Here is a 23,546-nt window from a genome sequence, read left to right as displayed (position 1 = left end):
ATAGATTAGTTATTACCAAGATGACAAGCTAGGAGTGTCGATGAAAATCAAGCCATTACCACCGATGAACAGCCTTATTATGTTTGAAGTAGCAGCTCGCTACCAGAGCTTTACCTTAGCTGCTGATGAGCTAAACGTCACGCAAGGAGCCGTCAGTCGTCAGATACGCCAATTAGAAGAGTATCTTGGCAAAGAGTTGTTTATTCGAGCCAACCGTAAGATTTCTTTATCGCCTACTGGATTGCAGTATTATCAAAGCATTTATGGTGCGCTTATTAATATTGCCCAAGCGACCGGAGAAATCAAAAAATGGCGCGGTGAAAATCAAGTCACAGTAGCCACCACCCATGCTATGGCAGCGCTTTGGCTATTGCCTAAGGTTGCACGATTTCAGCAAGAAGAAGGCATAGACCTGAGAATACTAGCAACTGATAATGTTGTGGATTTGCATAGTATGGACTGCGATTTGGCTTTGTTTTACTGTCGGGTACCACCTGCAGGAATGGAGGTGACCCCTCTATTTCCAGAAGAAGTTTTCCCTGTCTGTAGTCCAGATTATTTGGTGCAGTTTAATAATGATAGATCGCTAGAGAAAATATTTGGTGGCACTTTATTGAATCTTGATGAAGCAAGAATAGACTGGATGACTTGGCCTGAGTGGTTTAGTGAAGTAGGTTATCCTACTATCACGCCTAAAAATAAAGTCCATATCAATAATTACACGATGTTGCTTCAGGCTGCAATTAATGGTCAAGGTATTGCTTTGGCGTGGGGCTCACTTGTAGATGACTATCTGAAAAGCGGTGCGCTAGTGCGCCCAGTGGATACCGTTTTACGTACTGCAGAAAACTTTTATATGTTAGAACCTTTAGGTCGACATAACACATCAATGAGTGTGACCAAATTCCGGAAATGGCTACTACAACAGCTTCCGGAGATTGTAGGAACAAAAAGCTTAGATTAAAGAGCAACTATTTTGTACTATCAACAAATAACGCTCTTGTTGAATATTTAACAACAGTGTAGTGGTGCTGCTAGGTAATGACAAGTGATGTAGGAAGACGTAATATAAGTAACATCGGGGGCTGTAGCGGATTGGGGTAATGCGAGGTTATGTCTAAATACAATGATTGGTGCGCCCACCACGCAACGACTAACTTAGCGTAATCCTTTACTATTAAGGGATAAGGTTGTTAGGTATTTATTTTTAACAACAAATTTAACAACTTCTTAAGGTCTATTGATTTGCCATCCGATTGATATTGGCTTTCATATCATGAATGACCTGATTGGATAAATTTTTCTCAATATCATAACTGTTAATAACAGTCAAAAAATCTTCAGCAACTGATGCTACCTGATCAATAATAGCTTGTGCCTTGTTTTGCTTAATATCAGCAAGTTTAGCCAACTTTAATAAGTGAGATCGGGTAGGGTATTGAGCTTCACCAGTCACATCCATCTGGTGATAACCATTCATACCTGAGTTATAAGCGAGATCATAGACAGGCGATAACGACCACCTGCCAGCCTTGTCCATCATAAAAGAGAAGTTCTTGCTATGATCGTCTTTATTGTTAAAGATGACATTAAATACAGCATGTCTAAAACCCTCTTCTACAGCAACTTGTGATTGGGTCAACATACGCACGCAGCGTAAATACTGCAGATAATCTAGTGATGGGATGCGAAAATCAATGTCTAATAAACCTGACAGCGTATGAGTATGAACGCGTTGATTGCCCATGCGGTCGAAACGCTCAACCCCAAAAGCAGCATGTTTTTCACCGATATCAAAATAATGATGCGCAGGCATGTTTAGGCCTGCTTGCTTAGCCCTATCAGCATAAAGTGATTCTAATAGGCAAACGCTTTTATGCTCAGATTGGGCAGGAAACTTAATCAGCCACGGCGCTGCGGATGGCTGTTCGCTTTTTAAGTCCGTAGTAATAAACTCGGTTGCTTCATCATATAGGACAAGTGCTTTTGGTCTTGCACCTTGTGGTGAGCCGCCGATAACGATGAGCTCAGCCAGTATGTTGCTATCTTGTCCGGATAAAATCGATTGATTGGCAGCGGCCAGTTTGGCTAAAGTAAAATCAGTGATGTCGATATCAGCGCCTGACAGGTCTTGTTGTGGCTCAAAACTAAGTGCTCCCATTGCTGAATTACCAATATAAGCGAGGCGATCTAAAACATTGATTGACGTAGCATGAGACATTGTTTTTCGAAAGAACCTATCCATGAGTAGCATTCCCCAACCATCAGGCAAGCTGTCTGATAATAATCCGCATAGGTAATGGCTTGACGCATGAGTACCATAATAAGGTGCTGATCGTAATGGCATCTCAATTGGTGACAGCTCCAGTCCATCAGCCAGCCACGCCGCATCATAGCCAAAGGTAGGGCATCGTCCATCCATCGTTAATTTACCGATAAGACGTTTGTCTCCGAATCCTTGGTAGTAAATATTGACAATTGATATCGGTTGATACATTGAAATGGCTACCTTATATCAGCTTTTGTTTGAGGCGCGCAAGCGTGGATTTTGTTTAGCGATAACATCTTCTATATTGGTAGGCACTACATCAAATAATTCAGAAAAGTGATTTACCATGCCAAGAGCCATAGCGAGCCTGATTATATTGTCTAGTGTACCGCCCTGACCAGACTCAATACGAGCAACAGTACTGATGCCAGTACCAGCCTTATCTGCTAAAGCGGCTTGTGTTAAGTTTAATGCCAGTCGCTGCGTTTTTAAGCGTTCACCTAAAATCTGAGAAATTTCACTTGGCGTATAAAAATCAAATCTTATGTTCATAATATAATCATTCATATAAGAGTGTTAAAATACTATTTTAGCACTTAGTCTTTCAAATATGAATGTTTGTTTTATAAAGATAATAATTATAAAAAATACTTGCAATAAATACTTGTTCTATACATAATCCTTTCACCATAAAAATGGTGGACTTATATATACAAATATTTTGAGAACCAATATAGCTGGCCCCACTTTAAGCCTTTTAACGGTCAGTATTATCAGCATTTGTATGGGTGTCAATGCCAATGCGATTACGCCTGAGCAGTATCAAGAGCAGCGTAGTGAAGCCTTAAAACAGCAACAATTGGTTAAGCCCAATGTCAATATAAATACTGATACGTATCAACAAGCACCTTCCACTTCTATAGTGCCCACCAGTTCTCAGAATACTGCTCCTGCTTCAATCCCTTGTTTCGATATTGATCATATTTACCTAACAGGTGAGCTGAGCGAAAAGTTTACTTTTGCACTCATGCCTTATACCAAAGGCAAATCATCCTTACTGGGTAGAGTAATCAATAAACGGTGGCCAAATAACGATTAAGATATTCTACTGATAAACTCATAAGACACGCAGAACGCAGCGTCTTGCTTAACGTATTTGAAACACTGTAGAACATCAGAAAAGTCAGGTTTTATGCTTTCATAGCGACTTTCTATGTCTTTATCAGAGATTTTTTTAAATGTTTTATGATGGAGTCTTACAACCTTGGCTGTCTTACCATTGAGTGAGATAGTCTCTTTTAAGTTTTGTATTTTTCCACTTGTATTAAAGTCAAACGTCGCATCATCCACGGTACGGTAAATATTGCCGTTAGAGAGTTTGAAATTCAGCTGACTAATGGCATAACTCATACTTCCTCCTACGGCACCCTCGTAAGTACAAGCTTTTACGATGGTTTTACTTTTAATAATAGAATCAACGATGGTGCATCTGGTATTACCGATTGACATCGGCCATACCTGCAATAGCGCTAACAGAGAGTAGTGACAACGGAAGCGCCATGAGTATTTTTGAGAATTTCATTGATATGTCTTTTTATGTTTTTTTAACTTGAGCCAGAATGACTGCATTTTTTGCTGCTGAGTTTATTATAGCGACTAAAAAAACAGCTACTCTCTAGACCTGATGAACGATCGTTTATCTAGCGAAAGTCTTTTAGGATTCCCCTGTTTTTAGTCGTTAGAGCTTTTAGTGGCATTCTGAACCAGATGAGTTCAGTGTCAACACACAGCAGGATAGCATTGGAAAATTATCAATAAGGGAGGGCGTTGTATTTTTAGACCAAACCTTAACTTTAAGCGACTCAACCACATAAGAGCACAGATAAAAAAACGCCCTTTAGGCTATATAAGACATAGCTTAAAGGGTGTTTTTTATCCATAAAATACGTGATAGCGATGCCGTTTAATCACGATAGTTGTATTTTCTATCATCTAAAAATTAATTAGAATATCCTCTACCATGTCAATGTATGTCAACCAAATATAGTAATACGACAAACTTCGGTATTTCGATAGTTAGTCAGCTTTTCAACCGTTAAAGGTGAGGTGGGGCTGATTTTTTGTCGTATGCTGAGAAAATTTTTATACCATTTATATGGTGACATTTTCCACTATCTCTCTAAATTTATTTAGAGAGATAGATCAACGCCTTGTGGGTCTTTTTTAATCGTGTAAAGTGTGAATAGTGAAATTAATGAGACGATAGTAATATACAAACCAATCATCCATGACTGTTGATAAGTTGCCATAATCCATTGCGCAATCATCGGAGCGAACGCACCACCAATAATGGAACCTAATGCATAGCTGATGGATACCCCTGAAAAACGCACTTTTGCAGGGAACATTTCAGCAAATAGGGCTGATAATGGACCATAAGTAAAACCTAGGGGAATAGCCCAAACCACTAATGCTAGCATAAATAAAATGGGAGATTTGGTATCAATCAAAAACCACATTGGAATCGACCATAACGACAATAAGATATAGCCTAATTTAAAAATCTTTAGACGACCAATCTTATCACCTAACATGCCGCCCCAAAGGGTTGATACTAACCAAGAGAAAGCAGCCGCAACTACGATTAGCATGGTTAAAGTAGGGCTAAGTCCTAAGGATTTTTGACCGTAACCCACCATAAAAGCGATGAGAATATAACCACCTGCATTCACTCCCATAAAGATTAAAGCCGCTTTAAGAACTGTTGGCGTGTGATCTTTGAATAACAATGACAATGGTGCAGAGGCTTCTGCTTTACGACGATGCATGGCTTCAAACACTGGTGATTCTTTAACCGAACGACGGATAAAGGTGCCCACGATGATTAATGCAATCGATAATATAAATGGAATGCGCCAACCCCACTCGAGGTAGGCTTCTTTACCCAAAATCAAATTTAAGAGCAGCAGGACACCAGTCGCTAAAATCATACCGATGGGCACGCCAATCTGTGGGTAAGCCCCAAATAGTGAGCGTTTATCAAGGGGTGCATGCTCGACAGATAACAATGCCGCACCGCCCCATTCACCACCTGCAGAAAAGCCTTGGATAATACGTAAAAATACCAAAGCCAAGGGTGCTAATACACCAATCTGCGCATAAGTCGGCAAGAAGCCTATTAAGGTCGTTGACGCACCCATCAAAATCAGAGTTGTTACCAATACCATCTTGCGACCATATTTATCACCCAAACGACCACACACGATTGCGCCTAATGGGCGAAATAGAAATGAGATACCAACGGTAGCAAAAGCGATGATTTGAGCTAGCATAGGGTTCGATTTGCTGACTTCTGCGAAAAATAGGGGAGCAAATATGAGACTTGCGGCTTGTGCATAGATGAAAAAATCATACCATTCAATCGCAGTACCAACTAGGGTGGCAGTGAGTACTTTTTTATCCTGATGTATAGCAAGCGAGGCGTTTTCAGCCATTGCGGTGGTGGTTGTCATTAGTGACTCCTTGTCTATATATTGTCCTAGAAACGACTCGACAGCTTAGCTATCCTAGCCAAACATTATCTAATATAAGTTAATGATACTTTTTATTTATTAAAAATAAATTTATGTATCACTTGGTTTTATAATTTAGCTATTCTACAACCTGACGTCAATATGTTTTATTAATAAAGTTTGCTTTAGTTGAAAAAAAGGAGTCATGACGACTCCTTTTTTGCAGATCCATATAGGTATCAAGCCTTACGCTCAACTAAGGTCAAGATGTCATAAGTTGCGACCAATTCGTTGCGTTGGTTTTTAACTTTGATATCCCATACTACGACGCCATGAGCTTTTTCCGCTGGGTCGCGTTGTGCCTTTGGCGTCTTTTGTTTACAAGTTAACTCAACTTGAATGGTGTCACCAATCTTGACAGGCTCAACGAAGCGTAGGTTTTCCATACCGTAGTTAGCGATGACTGGACCAGCTGGTGCGTCAACAAACAAGCCAGCGGCCGCTGATACGATAAAGTAACCATGGGCGACACGCTCACCAAAGAACGAATCTGCCGCTGCAATTTTGTCCATGTGAGCGTAAAAGTGGTCACCACTCAAGCAGCCAAAGTTAACGATATCTGCCTCAGTCACTGTACGACGTGCGGTCAATAGACGCTCTCCAATACGAAGTTCATCGAATGATTTTTTGAACGGATGGACACGATCTTCAAACACTTGCGCACCAGCTGTCCAGCTGTGACCGACTTGGGTCAAGGCATTGGGCGAGCCTTGGATGGCAGTACGTTGCATGTAGTGTTTAACGGCTCGCAGACCACCAAGTTCTTCACCGCCACCGGCACGGCCTGGGCCACCGTGTACAAGTAATGGGAGAGGTGAACCATGACCCGTACTTTCACGAGCACTTTCGCTATCTAGGATATGTACACGGCCATGCCAAGGGGCAATTTTTTTCAATAAGGCTTCGATGTTTTCGTCTGCATTGCGCACGATAGAGGCAACTAAGCTACCTTCACCACGTGCTACAAGTGCACCAAGTTCATCTAGGTCGCCGTATGGCATTAGGGTGACAACTGGACCAAATGCTTCGATGCGATGGATATTTTCGGCTTGGCTTGGGTTATTACAGACCAACACGGTTGGTGGGTAACAGGCTGATTTTTCTGCGTCGTCTACTTGTAAAGTGAAATCTTCACGTAAGTGACTACCGAATACCACTTCGGCTTCTTGGCTCAGTTGCTCGACTTTTTCTGCGACGTCAAGTTTTTGCTTCACGCTAGCTAATGTACCCATGGTCACGTTTTCACGGTTTGGGTCACCGACCACGACTTTTTGTAGTTTTTCAACTAGGCGAGTTTGCGCTGTTTCTAGCAAGGCGGCAGGAACAAACGCGCGACGAATCGCAGTACATTTTTGTCCAGCTTTGATAGTAATTTCGCGGAAGACTTCGCGTACAAACAAATCGATAGTTTCATCGTTGGCAGCTGGGCTTAAAATGGCACTGTTCACCGAATCGGCTTCCATGGTGAAAGGAATTGAATGGGCGTTTAAGTGTGGATGGGCTCGTAGTTTTTGACCCGTTACTGCAGAACCTGTGAAGGTAATGGTGTCTTGGGGATTTAGATGGTCAAACAAGTCATAGGTTTGTCCACATATCAGCTGCAATGAACCCTCTGGCAATAAACCACTTTCATGAATCGCGGCTACCACGGCATGAGTCAGCTCAGCACCTTCGGTTGCAGGCTTGACGATACAAGGGACACCAGCTAATAGAGTCGGTGCGACTTTTTCTAACATGCCCCAGATAGGGAAGTTGAACGCATCAATATGAATGGCCACGCCCGTTTTCGGGCTCAGGATATGCTGAGCGCCAAACGTACCATTTTTTGACAGAGGAATCCAAGCATCTTCAACTAAGGCTATCTCATCGCTTAGCTCACGGCGCACGAGGCTCGAATATGCAAATAAGGTACCGATACCTCCTTCAACATCGACCCAGGCATCTTTGCGTGTCGCACCAGTTGCCGTGGCCAATGCATAAAAATCTTCTTTACGTTGAAGTAGATATTGTGCGACCAATTTCAGTGCATTAGCGCGTTGGTGGAATGTCCAGTTGGCAAGCGCTGAGCCATATTCTTTAGCGTATTCAACTACTTTTTTGGTATCGATACCAGCGCTACTGACTTTATAAATTGGTTCGCCGGTAACCGCATGATGCACGGTGCGAAAATCGCTTTGTGCAACGTAGGCTTTACCGAGGACGAGTGAGCTTAACGTTTTAATGTCTGACATATAATAACTCCTTTTACGATACATTATAGATAAAAATAAAAACTTAACGTGTCATAATCTGTATTTAAATCGCTAAAAAGTCAAGCATGTTTATAATTATTAATATTTTTTTTAAAATTTATTATTATAAATATCTATATAAAACAATAACTTATTAATAGAACAGCTAAAAAATAAAACGATACATAAAAATAGATGTTGATTTTAAAATAGTATCGCTTTAGATTAGATAACACTAACACTTGTTAAGGACGAGGGATCAAATGAACATGCAAGTAGAATTATTTGACAGCAAGATTGAAAAAGACATTTCAATTGAGCCAAAAGATTGGATGCCAGATGCTTATCGTAAAACGCTCATTCGCCAGATTGGTCAGCATGCGCATTCAGAAGTGGTTGGTATGTTACCTGAGGGTAATTGGATTACGCGTGCACCAACACTCAAACGTAAAGCCGTATTGTTGGCCAAAGTCCAAGATGAGGCAGGTCATGGATTGTATCTATACAGTGCAGCTGAAACCCTAGGCGCAGATCGTGACGATATGATGGACAAACTCGTTGCCGGCCGCATGAAATACTCATCAATATTTAACTACCCAACTCTAACATGGGCTGACATCGCTGCTATCGGCTGGTTGGTTGACGGCGCCGCTATCGTTAACCAAGTGGCGCTTTGCCGGACGTCATATGGTCCATATGCTCGCGCCATGGTTCGTATCTGTAAAGAAGAAAGCTTCCACCAACGCCAAGGCTTCGAAGCCATGATGGTATTGGCGAATGGTACACCTGAACAAAAAGCCATGGCACAAGATGCAGTCGATCGCTTCTGGTGGCCAGTGCTGATGATGTTCGGTCCAAATGATGATAATTCACCCAACAGTGCTCTTAGCATGGATTGGAAAATCAAACTATTTAGTAACGATGAGTTGCGCCAAAAATTCGTGAATAACACCGTCTCACAGGTGTTACAACTTGGTCTAACCATTCCTGACAAAGATTTGACGTTTAACGAAGAAACGGGCAACTATGAATTCGGTGAAATCAACTGGGACGAACTCTTTGCCGTGATTGCTGGTAAAGGCCCGTGTAACCATGAGCGTATCGAAGCCCGACGTAAAGCTTGGGAAGAGGGTAAATGGGTTCGTGACTCTGCTGCTGTCTATGCACAGAAACAACACGCCAATACTCAAAAAGTCGCTTAATATTTTTTAAAGGAAAATTAGCCATGGAAAGCAAAAACAACTGGTCACTTTACGAAGTGTTTATCCGTAGCAAGCAAGGTCTAAGCCATCGTCATGTTGGTAGCTTGCGCGCGCCAGATGATGAAATTGCTCTGCAAAATGCGCGTGATGTCTATACTCGTCGTAACGAAGGTGTGAGCATTTGGGTAGTGAAATCAGAGCTGATTACCTCATCGCAACCTGAGGAAAAACCAGAGTTTTTTGAGCCATCACTCGACAAGGTATATCGTCATCCTACCTTTTATCAAATTCCAGACGGTATTGGACATATTTAAGGTAGGAGATAATCGATGAATAACCAAGCATTAACACAATTTTTACTTCATGTTGGCGATAGCCAATTGATCCTATCGCACCGCTTGTCTGAGTGGTGTGGACATGCCCCAGAGCTTGAGCTTGATATTGCTTTGTCAAATATCGGTTTAGATTTATTGGGCCAATCACGTACGGTGCTGAGTCTGGCTGGAAAAATAGAAGGCTTGGGCCGTGATGAAGATAACATGGCTTTTTTACGTACCGAACGTGAATATCGCAACCTATTGCTATGTGAACAGCCCAATGGAGATTTTGCCCAAACGATGGTGCGTCAATGGTTGATGGATAATTACCATGTATTGTTACTTGACGCGTTAAGCCAAAGCAGCCACGTAGATGTTGCAGCCTTTGGTGTAAAGTCATTAAAAGAAGCAAAATATCACGTACGTTTCTCACACGCCTGGATAGAACGCCTAAGCCTAGGCACCGATGAGGCACACCACAAAACGCAACAAGCGCTGAACAACCTATGGCGCTTTACTGCTGAATTGTTTGAACTCACCACTGACGAACAAGCCTTGGTTGATAGTGGCGTCTTACCGAAACTTGATCTTCTAAAAGCTGAATGGTTAGCGCAGATTGAAAATGGATTGGCACGTTTGAACTTAACGTTGCCTGAGATTGGCGCATACCGCCGTGGTGCGAAACAAGGCGCTCATACCGAACACTTGGGTTATATTTTGGCAGAATTACAGTACATGCAACGTGCTTACCCAAATATGAATTGGTAAACATACATGACAAGGAGTCAAAGTATGCGGTTAATTCCACAAGTTACAGATGCCTGCTGGCAAGCCCTTAATCAGGTTCATGATCCAGAAGTACCTGTTTTGACCGTGCTTGACTTAGGCATGATTCGGGGCGTTGAGATCAATGCAGATAACGAAATCGTGGTACGTTTAACACCAACCTATAGTGGCTGCCCAGCAACCGATATGCTAAAAGATGAGATTACGAACACGTTTACCGAACGTGGGCTGACCCCTGTAAAGGTGGTGATTGACTTGTCTGAAGCTTGGACGACCGACTGGATGAGTGAGGCAGGTAAGCAAAAGTTGCAAGAATATGGCATTGCACCGCCGCAAGGCGATTCACACAGCTGTGGTACTCACGTGGCGCTAACCGATGGTGTGATCTGTCCCCATTGTCGCAGTCAAAAAACCCGACTGATTAGCGAATTTGGTTCAACTGCGTGCAAGGCGCTGTATAAGTGCCTCGACTGCCTTGAGCCGTTTGATTATTTTAAATGCATCTAAGATAGGAGTAGTCGCGAGATCGCACGTGACAGTCAGCTCACTAACTAAGCAATATGAAAGAAGGATTTTTGCATGAGTCAATTTTTGCCACTAACTATCAAGTCTATCCAGCCACAAACTGAGCAAGCGATTTGCATTGCATTTGACCTTGCTTCGGAAGTCGCGGCAACCTTTAAGTACCAACCAGGTCAACATTTGACCATCCGTCACATGACAGACAATGGCGAAATCCGTCGTTGCTACTCAATCTGTAGTGATGTGCAAGAAGACATGAGCATCGCCATCAAGAAGATTGATCAAGGTCAATTTTCTACTTGGGCAAACGAACACCTAAAAGTAGGCCATACCCTAGAAGTCATGCCACCCCAAGGAGTTTTCTTTCAAAAAGCCGCTAAAACTGGTGGTCAAAACTACCTAAGCTTTGCTGCTGGTAGTGGTATTACCCCAATTTTATCTATCGTCAAAACGGTGTTAAACACCCAACCAGATGCCAATTTTACCTTGGTATACGGCAATCAGTCATGGAAACAAACCATGTTCTCTGAGCAAATCATGGACCTTAAAGACCGTTTTAAAACGCGCCTACAACTGGTCAATATTTTCTCACGTGAGATGAGTGACAGCGAGATCTTTAATGGCCGTATCGATGCGAACAAATTACAACAGTTGTTTGACGCCCAACTTATCAGTGCTGATGTAGACCACTGTTTTGCCTGTGGACCAGAAGAGATGATGGAAGCCGTTGAGACCGTATTGCCAAACCTTGGCATCGATCGCAACAACATCCATACCGAGCGTTTCCACACGGGGACTGTCAACAAACCAACCGCCCAGCAAATCGAAAAACGTAGCGAAGAGCGCGTCAATATCATTTTGGACGGACGTGAACTGATCGTTGAAGTGTCAAAACACGATGACAGCATCCTAGATGCCGCATTACGTGCGGGTGCTGACTTACCCTACGCCTGTAAAGGCGGTGTGTGTGCTACTTGTAAATGTAAGGTGATTGAAGGTGAGGTCGAAATGGCCGTTAACTATAGCCTTGAGCAAGAAGAGTTAGATAAGGGCTACGTACTCAGCTGCCAAGCATTACCTGTATCAGCCAACATACGATTAAGCTTTGACGCGTAATCGAGAGACACTAGCAACCTAGCTATCTATCGTTTTTATATCCAAAGTAGGGTTTAGCAAGAACTCATTATTTCATTGTTTTTATTAGGATTCAGGGATGAATTACATTAAAACCTCCAGACCAAAAGAAGGCGTTGCACTGATTGAGCTGAATCGCCCAGAAAAACGCAACGCCTTAAATAACGCCACTTTACAAGAAATCGTTGAACGGCTTCAAGCCTATGACGCTGATACCGATATAAAAGCGGTCGTCATTACTGGTAATGCTCAATGCTTCGCTGCGGGTGCCGATCTTAACGAACTTATTCAACTCGATACCGTTAGCTTACAAACTGACATTCGCCCAACCTTATGGAAGCGAATCGATGAATTTAGCAAGCCGCTATTAATCGCAGTTAATGGCTATGCACTCGGTGCCGGTTTTGAGCTGGTACTGCATGGTGACATCGTGGTCACGGGCGAAAACGCCCAATTTGGGCTGCCTGAAATTGGCTTGGGCATGCTACCAGGGGCAGGAGGCACCCAGCGTCTCGCCCGCCTAGTGGGTCAACAGCTTGCCATGCGTTGGGCGATGACAGGTGAGAGGATTAGTGCGTTGAGCGCGCAACAACATGGAATTACCACCCAAATCTGCCCAACTGATTTGACCGTGCGATACACCCTTGATCTGGCTGCCAAAATAGCTAAACAAGCCCCTTTGGCCATTCGCGCCATCAAACAGTCACTCAAAACCATCCATGAAGTGAACTTGAGCCAAGGCCTTAAGCAAGAACGTCAGTTATTTGTTTGGCTTGCTGCCACCCAAGATCGCCAAGAAGGCATCCGTGCATTTTTAGAAAAACGTCAACCAATTTTTAGAGGTATGTAATGGACTATCAAACGATTCTCGTCGAAGAAAAAAATGCCGTCGGCTATCTTACCTTAAACCGCCCAAAACAGCTTAATAGCTTTAATGAAACCATGCACAAAGAAGTGGTCAGCGTGCTAAAAGCATGGTCAAAAGACAGTACTATTCGCGCTGTAGTGCTCTCTGCTGAAGGTCGCGGTTTTTGTGCAGGTCAAGATTTAGGCGATCGCGCAGTTGCCCCGAATGCTGATGCGCCAGATTTGGGCCTATCTATCGAGACTTACTACAATCCACTTATTAAGCTGATTACTGACATGCCAAAGCCTGTGATCTGTGCGGTGAATGGCGTGGCTGCCGGTGCCGGCGCGAACATCGCTTTGGCGTGTGACTTGGTATTGGCGGCCAAATCAGCCTCATTTATCCAAGCGTTTTGTCGTCTTGGGCTTGTACCCGATTCAGGCGGTACATGGTTCTTACCACGCGTTGTCGGACGCGCCCGCGCGATGGGCTTAGCCCTGTTAGGCGATAAGCTATCTGCTGAACAAGCGATGGCATGGGGCATGATTTGGCAAGTGGTCGAAGATGACGCGCTACGTAGCGAAGCCAGTAAATTGGCCGAACACTTGGCCAGCCAACCGACCTATGGCCTAAGCCTCATTAAAAAAGCCATCAATGTATCCGCGGACAACAGCCTAGAAGATCAGCTAATCTTAGAGCGGGACTTGCAGCGACTTGCTGGCCGCTCAGCCGACTATAAAGAAGGTGTCCAAGCTTTTATGCAAAAACGCACCCCAATTTACCAAGGACGTTAATCATGGAAACGAGGGATTTATCAAACGCAACCATTGCCGTTATTGGGGCAGGCACGATGGGGATTGGCATTGCCCAGTTGGCCGCCATGCACGGTCACACTACTTATCTCTTTGATGTAGATGTTGCCAAAAGTCAAGCCGCCTTAGTGGCTTTGGAAAGCCAACTTGCCAAACGGGTCCAAAAAGGCAAAATGTCCCAAGTGCTACTTGATAGCACCCTAGAGAATTTATCTATTATTACAGATATTAATGAGATGGCAGCGGTGCAGTTGATCGTTGAGGCGATTGTTGAGCGTCAAGACATTAAACAGCAGCTCTTTGTCCAATTGGCTGATATTTGTGCTAATGATACGATTTTTGCATCAAACACGTCGTCAATATCGATTACAGCGATTGCCTCAGCAGTACCAAACCCTGAGCGTGTGGTAGGCTTACACTTCTTTAATCCAGCCCCAGTGATGAAGCTTGTTGAGATTGTTCGCGGTTTACAAACAGTGAATGAGATTACAGATGGTTTATTTAACTTGATGAGTGCTTGGAAAAAAGCACCAGTAATCGCCAAGTCTACCCCAGGCTTTATCGTCAACCGTGTGGCGCGTCCATACTACGCCGAAGGTTTTCGCGCACTGCAAGAAAACGCGACCACGCCTGCGCAGCTTGACTTTATCATGCGTGAATCAGGTCGTTTTGCTATGGGGCCATGCGAGTTGACAGACTTAATTGGTCAAGATGTCAATTTCTCGGTGACCCAAAGCGTCTACCAAGCTTTCTTCTATGAGCCACGTTACCGTCCATCGTTGGTACAGAAAGAGTTGGTCGATGCAGGGTGCTTCGGCCGTAAATCTGGCCAAGGATTCTATGAGTATAGCCAAACCCCAGCAACCCCTGCCTATACGTTGCCCATCGTTGAAGCAAACGATGGCGAGCTGCCTACCATTATCGTACGCGGTGATTGGCTTTATGCCAAAGGTTTGGTTGAACGCTTACAAGCTGCTGATAGCCTCACGGTGACTCTTGAAGATGCAGTCCAGAACAGTATCGAAATTGGTGATGTCAGCATCCGTTTATCACTGGGTGAATCCGTGGTGATTGATCATGGTGATGCTAAAGTCATGCTGATGGACTGGCATGCGGACTGGTCACAAGCCCGCGCTGTTGTATTGGCTGCCTCTATGGCCTGTAATGATGATGAACGTGATCTGGTGACGCAAGCCTTTGCCCGCATTGACGTGCATGTTATTTGGACTGCCGACCATCCTGGTTTATATGTTTTACGTACCATTGCTATGCTCATTAATGAAGGCTGTGAAGCAGTGTTACATAACATCGCCTCTGAAGCAGACATCGACGCGGCCATGAAGTACGGCGTGAATTACCCCCAAGGTCCGTTTGAATGGGCACAAATGCTCGGCTACGACACCGTGCTTAACACGCTCAATAACTTACAACGTGTTTATGGTGAAGAACGTTACCGTGCCAGCCTGTATTTGGTAAAAAAAGCCATCACCTGTCACACGGCGAGCGCTTAAGCTTATTAATTTATTGTAAGGGGAAACTATGATGCAACAAGTATATATTTATGACGCCATTCGCACCCCAATCGGGCGCTATGCCGGTGGCTTGAGTAGTGTTCGTACAGACGATTTGGCAGCCTTGCCTATTCAACACCTAAAAGCTCAAAACCCAAACTTGCCATGGGATGAGGTCGATGAGGTAGTCATTGGCTGTGCTAACCAAGCTGGCGAAGACAACCGTAATGTAGCGCGTATGGCAACTTTACTTGCAGGCTTACCTGATAAGGTGCCTGCTATCACCGTTAACCGTCTCTGTGCCTCTGGTATGGACTCGATTGGCATCGCCTCACGTTTGGTAAAAACGGGTGAGGCCGAGTTTGTATTGGCTGGTGGTGTCGAGAGCATGAGCCGCGCACCCTATGTCCAATCAAAACCGACCAGTGCCTTTCACCGCGCACCAGAGATTTTTGACACCTCCATCGGTTGGCGTTTTATTAACTCATTAATGAAAGCAGCGTATGGTGTTGATAGCATGCCAGAAACTGCCGAAAACGTGGCTGAAAAATATCAGATCAGCCGCGAAGACCAAGATCTATTCGCGTTACGCAGCCAACAAAAAACTGCCGCTGCCCAACAGGCGGGTCTTTTTACCGAAGAGATCTTACCAGTTAAAGTCAAAACGAAAAAAGGCAGCGTGATTGTTGACCAAGACGAATACCCACGTGCAGATGCTAGCTTAGAAGCCCTTGCTAGTCTTAAAACCCCATTTCGCAATGAGGGTGGTTCAGTGACTGCGGGTAACGCATCAGGCATCAATGACGGTGCTGCTTGTGTACTAATGGGTAGCGAACGCTTTGGTCAAGCACACAATCTAACGCCGCAAGCGCGTATTGTTGGTATGGCGAGTGCTGGTGTCGAGCCACGCTATATGGGTATTGGCCCTGTGCCTGCAGTACTAAAAGTACTTGAGCAAACCGGACTAACATTAAGCCAGATGGATGTTATCGAGCTTAACGAAGCATTCGCCGCGCAATCCCTTGCCGTGATTCGCGAACTGGGTCTTACTGATAATGATGTACGTATCAATCCAAATGGTGGGGCCATTGCGCTAGGTCATCCTCTAGGAATGAGTGGTACACGTTTGGTCATCACCGCAATGAAAGAATTAAAACGTCGTAACGGTAAGTATGCGTTATGCACCATGTGTGTGGGTGTGGGTCAAGGCGTGGCAATGGTGATAGAAAACGTCTGATCACGGCTTTAACAGAGTTTTTTAATTGGAAATGTAGTCAGGATGACTACGAAAAGGAGTTTTACATGAATCATAACGTTATGGAACACATCGAAACCGCATCAGTAGACGAATTGCGTAGCGTACAGTTGAAACGTTTGAAAGAAACACTCAAACACGCCTACGAAAACAACCCTATATATAAGAAGAAATTTGATCAAATAGGTGTCCACCCAGAAGACTGCCAATCATTAGAAGATTTAGCCAAATTCCCATTCACCACCAAATCAGACTTGCGCGATAATTACCCGTTCGGTATGTTTAGCGTCCCACGTGAACAGATCGTCCGTGTTCATGCATCATCAGGTACTACTGGCCAACCTACCGTGGTCGGTTATACCAAGCAAGATATCGTGACTTGGTCGGATGTCGTAGCACGCTCACTGCGTGCGGCTGGCCTTACTAGCAAAGATACCATCCAAGTATCCTACGGTTATGGCCTATTCACTGGTGGTTTGGGTGCACACTATGGTGTTGAACGATTAGGTGCAACGGTTATCCCAATGTCAGGTGGCCAAACTGACCGCCAAGCCCAGCTAATCCATGACTTTAAACCAACCGCATTAATGGTTACCCCTTCTTACTGCTTGAACATTATTGAAGCATTAGAGAAAAAATTTGGTACAGCTAAAGACTGTTCTATCAAAACCGGCATTTTCGGGGCTGAACCGTGGACTAACGCCATGCGCCAAGAAATCGAAACGCGCATGGGTATTGATGCGCTAGATATATACGGCTTGTCAGAAGTCATGGGCCCAGGTGTCGCCATGGAATGCTTAGAATCTAAAGACGGCGCAACCATTTGGGAAGACCATTTTTACCCAGAAATCATCAACCCTGAGACTGGGGAAGTATTACCAGACGGCGAGCTTGGTGAATTAGTGTTTACCACCATTACTAAGGAGGGTATGCCCATCATTCGCTACCGTACCCGAGATTTGACTCGCTTATTACCAGGCTCTGTACGAACGATGCGTCGTATGGAAAAGATTGTTGGCCGTAGTGATGATATGATCATCATCCGTGGCGTCAATGTGTTTCCCTCGCAGATCGAAGAACAGATTTTACAAGTACCAAAATTACTGCCAAACTATCAGATCCATATCCTCAAGCACGGTCACTTAGACACCCTATGTATCCATGTTGAGTCACGTAGTGATGCCAGTGGTATCGAAGTGATGCAGTTAGCCAGAAAACTTGAACAAAAAATAAAGACCATGGTGGGTATCAGTGTTGATGTAGAAGTCTCACCACAAGGTATGTTACCTCGTTCTGAGGGTAAGGCTCAACGTGTTGTTGACCTACGCAATATCGCTGTGCCTGCCTAATGTAGTTAACCCCGCGCGATAGTATCTTGGATATTGTTGCGTGCTTTTTAAATAATGAATAAATGACATGAACGCTAAACTAAAACAATATATCGATGAGCTTATTTGTGAAGACGTCTTAAGTGGCACCTCGTTAATTATGTCAATCTTTGGTGATTGTATCTTTCAACGAGGAGGGGTCATTAGTTTAGCCAGTCTGATTCAACTCATGGATGTGTTCGGTTTCAACGAACGTTCCGTGCGTACTGCGGTGTTTCGCTTGGTGCAAAATGACTGGTTAAGCTCCGAAAAAATCGGACGTACCAGTTACTACCGCATTACAGAAGTCAGCCGTGAACGCTTTGCTGCCGCCCATGAAAAAATTTATGGTTTAAATCAGTGTGAGTGGGATCACAAATGGGACTTGGTGTTATTAAGTTCGGTTGAGCTTGGAAACAAAACCCTCCTCAAAAAAGAATTGGAGTGGTTAGGGTTTGCCAATATTACCACCAATCTCATGGCCTATCCTAGCTGTGATGAACTGCAGCTGCAAAACTTATTGTTTAAGCTCAATATGACTGAACAAGTGGTAGTGTTTTGTGCCGAAGCCTTGCACTTATGGCAAGAGTCATACCCAACACTCAAGCGTATGGTTGAGGTGAACTGGCCCATCGAGCAGCTGCACCAACGCTATGATAAATTTATTAACGATTTTCGTAATGTTTTAAGCCTCATTGAAGATGGTGATCTTAATGAACTACAAGCGTTTCAAATTCGCATTCTATTAATTCACCAGTACCGACGTATCTTATTAAAAGATCCGAATTTACCTCTAGAACTATTGCCATCGGATTGGCTAGCACTGACCGCGCGTAATTTGACCAGTAATGTGTACCAAATGATTATTAGTTCGTCTGAAGAGTTTTTTCTTAACATTGCCCGCACTGCTGAGGGGACTATGCCACCAGCAAGGCCCCAGTTTTATAAACGCTTTGGCGGGTTAAAGTATGCTGAAGAAACTTAAGCGAATGATGACTGTAAACTTTGTTTGATATTTTTTGATAAGGAAACGATGATGCCTTGCTATGCCATTGACGGTGTAATACCGGTTATTAGCCCAGATGCTTATGTTCATCCAACTGCCGTGATCATCGGTGATGTTGTGATTGAAGCAGGTGTATATATTGGTCCATTCGCTTCATTACGTGCTGATTTCGGTGGTATTCGTGTTAAAAAAAACGCCAATATCCAAGATAATTGCATTATACATGGCTTTCCCAACCATGTAGTAGTGATTGAAGAGTATGGACATATTGGACATGCAGCCATTCTACACGGCTGTATTGTGAGAAAGAATGCACTCATCGGAATGAACAGTGTCATTTTAGACCTCGCAGAAGTAGGTGAAAATAGCATTATTGGTGCTAATAGTACCGTCAAAGCGAAGATGGTCATTCCGCCAAATGTCATGGCATTAGGCAGCCCCACAAAAGTAATAAGAGAACTTGAACAAAAGGAGTTGGCTTGGAAAGCTCATGGTACTCAGCAATATATAGATCTTACCAAACGTTGTTTGCACTCTTTAAAGGAAGTTGAGCCTTTAACTATGGATGCAGGCGAGCGGTTAACACATAAGCAATTTAATGCTCAACATCATATCAAATCAGAACTTTGATAATAAAGGCCATTAATAATCCTAGCTTATAAGTCTAATTTAGATCCGTAAGCACAAAGTAACAATGAACACCGAAAACACAATCTCTTTCTACCCTCAATGACAAGGACGTTATTTATGACACGCTATCAATTTAGTCGCCAGCACCAGGAAGATGTTACTGCCAACAGTCGCATCAAATCTCATCACAATATCACATTCAAGTCTGCCTTAACCGCGTTAGTCGCCAGCTTAGCTTTTATTTATAGTGGTCAAGCACTGGCACATGGTGGAGAGGTGCACATGGTTCCGATTGAGGAGGCAATGTCTACAGCGGGTGCAGAGGTCACCTATGACAGTTATGCTGATATGTATACCATCACCAAGAACTCTACGCGTGTACAGATCAAACCCAGTAGCTCTACTGCCATGGTGAATGGGAAGTCTTTAAAGATCACCAACCCACTAGTCATGAAAGATGGCCAAGCTTTGGTGCCCGACACCTTGGCCAATGAAATACTCCAATCCAATTTAGACCAAACCTTTAAAGTAGAGAGCATACCGCATCCACTCAATACTTTGAGCAGTGACGAGATTAACAAAGTCACAGCCATTATTCGTAAAGCCAAACCTGAACAAAAAAACTCACGGTTTGCTGATATTCGCCTAAAGCAACCTGACAAAGACGCCGTGTGGCGTAACGTGATCGATAAAAAACCTTATACAAGCGACCGCGTGGCAACGTTTACCATCTTAAAAGGCAATACGGTCATTGAAGGGGAAGTCGATTTAAGCAAAAACACGCTGACAAGCTGGAAAGTTTTAGAGAACACTTTTGGCATGGTACTGGTCGATGACTTTATGGCCATACAAGACATCATTCAAACTAGCCCAGAGTATAAAGCCGCACTGAAAAAACGAGGCGTTGATGACGTGACCAAAGTGGTTGGAACGCCATTGACTGTCGGCTATTTTGGGGGAAAAGATGGACTTTTAGATCAGCAACAGAGGATTCTAAAAATTGTCTCTTACCTAGATGTCGGCGATGGCAACTATTGGGCACATCCGATCGAAAACTTAGTAGCAGTGGTCGATTTAGATAAGAGCAAGATTATTAAAATCGAAGAAGGTGGTGTTATTCCGGTACCTATGACCCCGCGCCCAATTGATGGTCGCGATAAAAAGGTTGTGACCAATAAACCATTGAACATTATTGAACCAGAAGGGAAAAACTATACCATCACTGGTCGAAACATTGAGTGGAACAATTGGAAATTCCATATTGGTCTAGACAGTCGTACCGGTTTACAGCTCAGCACCGTGACCTTTAACGATAAAGGCGTAGACCGTAAAATCATGTATCAAGGCAACTTAGGCGGCATGGTAGTCCCTTATGGTGACCCCGATATGGGTTGGTACTTTAAGTCTTATTTAGACTCTGGCGAATATGGCATGGGCACCTTAACCTCCCCGCTAGAAAGAAACGTTGACGCACCAGAAAATGCGGTACTCCTTGATGCAGTGCTTGCAGATTACCAAGGCAATCCTTATACCATTCCGAATGCCATCGCCGTGTTTGAACGTTATGCAGGCCCTGAGTTTAAACACCAAGAAATGGGACAGAAAAATGTCAGTACTGAGCGTCGTGAGCTGGTCGTACGCTGGATCAGCACCATCGGCAACTATGACTATATTTTTGACTGGGTGCTTCAGCCAAATGGTACCATTGGTATCAATGCCGGCGCTACTGGTATCGAGGCGGTCAAAGGTGTTATTGCAAAAACCATGCATGATCCAAGTGCTAAAGAAGACACACGTTACGGCACACTGATAGACCATAACATCGTTGGCACCACGCATCAGCATATCTATAATTTCCGCTTGGATATGGATGTCGATGGCGAGACCAACAACATCAAACGTATAGAGCCAGTCGTCGTACCCAATGTGCGCAGTGGCCCGCGTACCAGTGCAATGGAGACTCGCGAGACGACAGTAGTGACAGAAACTAAGGCGCAAGAGAATTTTGACCCTACTACTGTGCGCTTAATCAGTAATGCCAGTAAAGAAAATCGTATGGGCAATCCAGTGTCTTATCAGATGATTCCATTTGCAGGTGCGACTCACCCCATTGCGAAAGGCGCTAACTTTGCAGACGATGAGTGGTTATTTAATCGTCTTAGCTTTATGGATAAACAAATTTGGGTGACAAAATACAAGACGAATGAGCTATATCCAGAGGGTACTTATCCCAATCGCTCTGATAAAGATACGGGGCTAGGCGCCTTTGTTGCAGATGATGAGAACATTCATAACAAAGATTTGGTGGTGTGGCTAACCACGGGCACTACGCATATAGCCCGGGCTGAAGAATGGCCTATTATGCCAACAGAGTGGGTGAATATTCTGCTGAAACCATGGAACTTCTTTGATGAAACCCCTTCATTAAACCTTAATCAAAGTAAAGACGATAGTAAGTAAACCTGACGTGTTTTTAACATAATGGGCTTTAATGTGGCACTCATATTGTTGCATTAAGGCCATTTATTTTTAGCGTTATTAAAGCCAATTGTTTAAATCTACTATTTTTAAATCATGCGGGTCAATTCTATAGACAATAGATCCTAACAATAAGAGGATGAATAATGGAATCTTTTAATTTAATTATCGGCGGTAAAAGCGTTGCCACTACCGATTATTTTGATGTCATCAACCCTGCTGATAAATCGGTTATTGCCTGCTGCCCAAAGGCCAGTGTGGCTCAACTAGATGAAGCAGTCGCAGCAGCCAAAGCTGCGTTCCCTAGTTGGTCAGCACTCACCTATGCAGAGCGCCGTGACTACTTAATGCAGCTTGCTGATGCGGTTGAAGCTCGTGCTGATGTGCTTATGACGATGCTGACCAAAGAGCAAGGTAAACCCACAAAAGGTTTTGCTGATTTGGGTGCAGGCTTTGAATTGGGTGGTGCATTGGCTTGGATACGTGCGACTGCCAGCATGGCGTTAGAGCCAGAAACCATTCAAGACAATGACTTAGCTCGGATAGAGTTACATCGTAAGCCACTGGGCGTTGTAGGCTCAATTACCCCATGGAATTATCCCTTACTCATCGGTATTTGGCACATCATTCCTGCTTTGCTCACTGGTAATACCATCGTCATGAAACCGTCTGAGATGACCCCATTGACCGTACTATGCTTTGGTGAGATTGCTAAAGATATTTTGCCAGCAGGCGTATTGAATGTGGTAACTGGCAAAGGTGATATTGGTGCGGCGATGTCTGCACATGTGGACATTCAAAAAATTGTATTTACAGGCTCAACCCCAACGGGCAAGGCCATCATGAAAAGCGCTGCGGTGACTTTAAAACGTTTGACGCTTGAGTTGGGTGGCAATGACGCTGGTATTGTACTGGCGGATGCTGATATTGAAGCCATCGCGGGTAAGATTTTTGCAACCTCTTTTATCAATAATGGCCAAACATGTGCCGCCCTAAAACGACTGTATGTGCATGAATCCGTGCATGATGAGTTGTGTGCAGCCTTGACCGCGATTGCCAAAAGCATGAAGACAGGTAATGGGCTTGATGAAGACACCGACTTTGGACCTCTACAAAATGAGGCACAATTGAATATTGTCAAAGCCCTTGCTCAAGATGCCAAAGAGCGCGGTGCAAACTTTTTATGTGGCGGGGAAGTGGTAGACGAGACCGGCTATTTTTATCCCATAACGCTGGTGAACCATATCAATGATGGCGCAAGATTGGTTGATGAAGAACAGTTTGGACCGATTCTACCGATTATTAAGTTTAGCGATGTCGAAGAGGCGATTGCCAGTGCCAACCGCTTATCTGTTGGACTTGGCGGTTCAGTCTGGTCAACAGACATCAAAAAAGCACAGAGTATCGGCTCACGTTTAGACTGTGGCACTGTGTGGATTAATAATCATGCCATGGTGCAACCCGATGCCCCGTTTGGTGGTGTTAAAGACTCTGGGTTTGGTATTGAGTTTGGAGAAGCTGGTCTCAAAGAGTTTACTTCTATACAGACCATGCAAATTTTTAAATCTTGATAGATATTTATTACATAGCAAGCATCTAGGGCGTGT

Annotated in this window: 21 protein-coding genes; 16 read left to right on the top strand and 5 right to left on the bottom strand. The window is 43.9% G+C overall.

Translation table 11 applies throughout. The features are described from left to right. The first annotated feature begins 40 nt into the window (after nucleotides 1-40). Nucleotides 41-964, top strand: a complete 924-nt coding sequence (locus I6E86_RS08465) for a LysR substrate-binding domain-containing protein (protein ID WP_194364472.1) — start codon at nucleotides 41-43, stop codon at nucleotides 962-964. Nucleotides 965-1,237: 273 nt separating this feature from the next. Here I6E86_RS08465 and I6E86_RS08460 read toward each other — a convergent pair whose 3' ends face one another. Both I6E86_RS08460 and I6E86_RS08455 read right to left on the bottom strand, forming a co-directional pair. Further along, nucleotides 1,238-2,497, bottom strand: coding sequence for a type II toxin-antitoxin system HipA family toxin (locus I6E86_RS08460; protein ID WP_197176966.1), 1,260 nt, complete (start codon nucleotides 2,495-2,497; stop codon nucleotides 1,238-1,240). A gap of 18 nt (nucleotides 2,498-2,515) precedes the next feature. Continuing rightward, nucleotides 2,516-2,836, bottom strand: coding sequence for a helix-turn-helix domain-containing protein (locus I6E86_RS08455; protein ID WP_101211067.1), 321 nt, complete (start codon nucleotides 2,834-2,836; stop codon nucleotides 2,516-2,518). Nucleotides 2,837-3,053: 217 nt separating this feature from the next. On the opposite strand from I6E86_RS08455, the gene I6E86_RS08450 reads away from it, so the two are divergent. Continuing rightward, entirely contained in the window at nucleotides 3,054-3,368 is a 315-nt protein-coding gene (locus tag I6E86_RS08450; protein ID WP_197176965.1) for a hypothetical protein, read from the top strand. Here I6E86_RS08450 and I6E86_RS08445 read toward each other — a convergent pair. The 3 genes from I6E86_RS08445 to paaZ form a co-directional block, all read right to left on the bottom strand. After that, nucleotides 3,365-3,778: a hypothetical protein gene (locus I6E86_RS08445; RefSeq protein ID WP_197176964.1), complete on the bottom strand. Its 414-nt coding sequence runs from the start codon at nucleotides 3,776-3,778 to the stop codon at nucleotides 3,365-3,367. The genes I6E86_RS08450 and I6E86_RS08445 overlap by 4 nt on opposite strands. A gap of 680 nt (nucleotides 3,779-4,458) precedes the next feature. Continuing rightward, nucleotides 4,459-5,781: an MFS transporter gene (locus tag I6E86_RS08440; RefSeq protein WP_197176963.1), complete on the bottom strand. Its 1,323-nt coding sequence runs from the start codon at nucleotides 5,779-5,781 to the stop codon at nucleotides 4,459-4,461. 239 nt (nucleotides 5,782-6,020) lie between these two features. Continuing rightward, nucleotides 6,021-8,072 carry a phenylacetic acid degradation bifunctional protein PaaZ gene (gene paaZ / locus I6E86_RS08435; protein WP_227680600.1) on the bottom strand — a complete coding sequence of 684 codons (2,052 nt, stop codon included), beginning with the start codon at nucleotides 8,070-8,072 and terminating at the stop codon, nucleotides 6,021-6,023. Between the two features lie 263 nt (nucleotides 8,073-8,335). Between paaZ and paaA the strand changes: the two genes are divergently transcribed. The 14 genes from paaA (at nucleotide 8,336) to I6E86_RS08365 (ending at nucleotide 23,510) form a co-directional block, all read left to right on the top strand. Then, the gene (gene paaA / locus I6E86_RS08430; protein ID WP_197176961.1) at nucleotides 8,336-9,274 is read left to right on the top strand and encodes a 1,2-phenylacetyl-CoA epoxidase subunit PaaA; all 939 of its coding nucleotides are present in this window, start codon (nucleotides 8,336-8,338) and stop codon (nucleotides 9,272-9,274) included. A gap of 23 nt (nucleotides 9,275-9,297) precedes the next feature. After that, nucleotides 9,298-9,588, top strand: a complete 291-nt coding sequence (gene paaB, locus I6E86_RS08425; RefSeq protein WP_045447518.1) for a 1,2-phenylacetyl-CoA epoxidase subunit PaaB — start codon at nucleotides 9,298-9,300, stop codon at nucleotides 9,586-9,588. A gap of 15 nt (nucleotides 9,589-9,603) precedes the next feature. After that, a complete protein-coding gene (paaC, locus tag I6E86_RS08420) occupies nucleotides 9,604-10,359 on the top strand; it encodes a 1,2-phenylacetyl-CoA epoxidase subunit PaaC (RefSeq protein WP_197176959.1) in 756 nt (251 codons plus the stop codon). A 24-nt stretch (nucleotides 10,360-10,383) separates the two neighbouring features. Further along, nucleotides 10,384-10,884, top strand: coding sequence for a 1,2-phenylacetyl-CoA epoxidase subunit PaaD (paaD, locus tag I6E86_RS08415; RefSeq protein WP_197176958.1), 501 nt, complete (start codon nucleotides 10,384-10,386; stop codon nucleotides 10,882-10,884). A 72-nt stretch (nucleotides 10,885-10,956) separates the two neighbouring features. Further along, entirely contained in the window at nucleotides 10,957-12,015 is a 1,059-nt protein-coding gene (gene paaE / locus I6E86_RS08410; protein WP_197176953.1) for a 1,2-phenylacetyl-CoA epoxidase subunit PaaE, read from the top strand. Between the two features lie 97 nt (nucleotides 12,016-12,112). After that, nucleotides 12,113-12,883, top strand: a complete 771-nt coding sequence (locus tag I6E86_RS08405) for an enoyl-CoA hydratase-related protein (RefSeq protein ID WP_197176950.1) — start codon at nucleotides 12,113-12,115, stop codon at nucleotides 12,881-12,883. After that, entirely contained in the window at nucleotides 12,883-13,674 is a 792-nt protein-coding gene (paaG, locus tag I6E86_RS08400) for a 2-(1,2-epoxy-1,2-dihydrophenyl)acetyl-CoA isomerase PaaG (RefSeq protein ID WP_197176949.1), read from the top strand. The genes I6E86_RS08405 and paaG overlap by 1 nt, the downstream gene beginning before the upstream one ends. A gap of 2 nt (nucleotides 13,675-13,676) precedes the next feature. Continuing rightward, nucleotides 13,677-15,203, top strand: a complete 1,527-nt coding sequence (locus tag I6E86_RS08395) for a 3-hydroxyacyl-CoA dehydrogenase (protein WP_197176947.1) — start codon at nucleotides 13,677-13,679, stop codon at nucleotides 15,201-15,203. 31 nt (nucleotides 15,204-15,234) lie between these two features. Next, nucleotides 15,235-16,440, top strand: a complete 1,206-nt coding sequence (gene pcaF / locus I6E86_RS08390; RefSeq protein WP_197177180.1) for a 3-oxoadipyl-CoA thiolase — start codon at nucleotides 15,235-15,237, stop codon at nucleotides 16,438-16,440. Between the two features lie 65 nt (nucleotides 16,441-16,505). Further along, nucleotides 16,506-17,807: a phenylacetate--CoA ligase PaaK gene (gene paaK / locus I6E86_RS08385; protein ID WP_197176945.1), complete on the top strand. Its 1,302-nt coding sequence runs from the start codon at nucleotides 16,506-16,508 to the stop codon at nucleotides 17,805-17,807. A gap of 67 nt (nucleotides 17,808-17,874) precedes the next feature. Next, nucleotides 17,875-18,810 (top strand): PaaX family transcriptional regulator C-terminal domain-containing protein, encoded by a 936-nt coding sequence (locus tag I6E86_RS08380; RefSeq protein WP_197176936.1) that lies wholly within the window; start codon nucleotides 17,875-17,877, stop codon nucleotides 18,808-18,810. 51 nt (nucleotides 18,811-18,861) lie between these two features. Beyond that, nucleotides 18,862-19,461: a gamma carbonic anhydrase family protein gene (locus I6E86_RS08375; RefSeq protein WP_197176935.1), complete on the top strand. Its 600-nt coding sequence runs from the start codon at nucleotides 18,862-18,864 to the stop codon at nucleotides 19,459-19,461. A gap of 117 nt (nucleotides 19,462-19,578) precedes the next feature. After that, nucleotides 19,579-21,921, top strand: a complete 2,343-nt coding sequence (gene tynA, locus I6E86_RS08370; protein ID WP_197176933.1) for a primary-amine oxidase — start codon at nucleotides 19,579-19,581, stop codon at nucleotides 21,919-21,921. Between the two features lie 164 nt (nucleotides 21,922-22,085). Continuing rightward, a complete protein-coding gene (locus I6E86_RS08365; protein WP_197176931.1) occupies nucleotides 22,086-23,510 on the top strand; it encodes an aldehyde dehydrogenase family protein in 1,425 nt (474 codons plus the stop codon). The last annotated feature ends 36 nt before the right edge of the window (nucleotides 23,511-23,546 follow it).

It is taken from the genome of Psychrobacter sp. SWN149 (genome assembly GCF_015864565.1).
Lineage (GTDB): Bacteria > Pseudomonadota > Gammaproteobacteria > Pseudomonadales > Moraxellaceae > Psychrobacter.
This window is presented reverse-complemented; position numbering and strand designations above follow the sequence as displayed.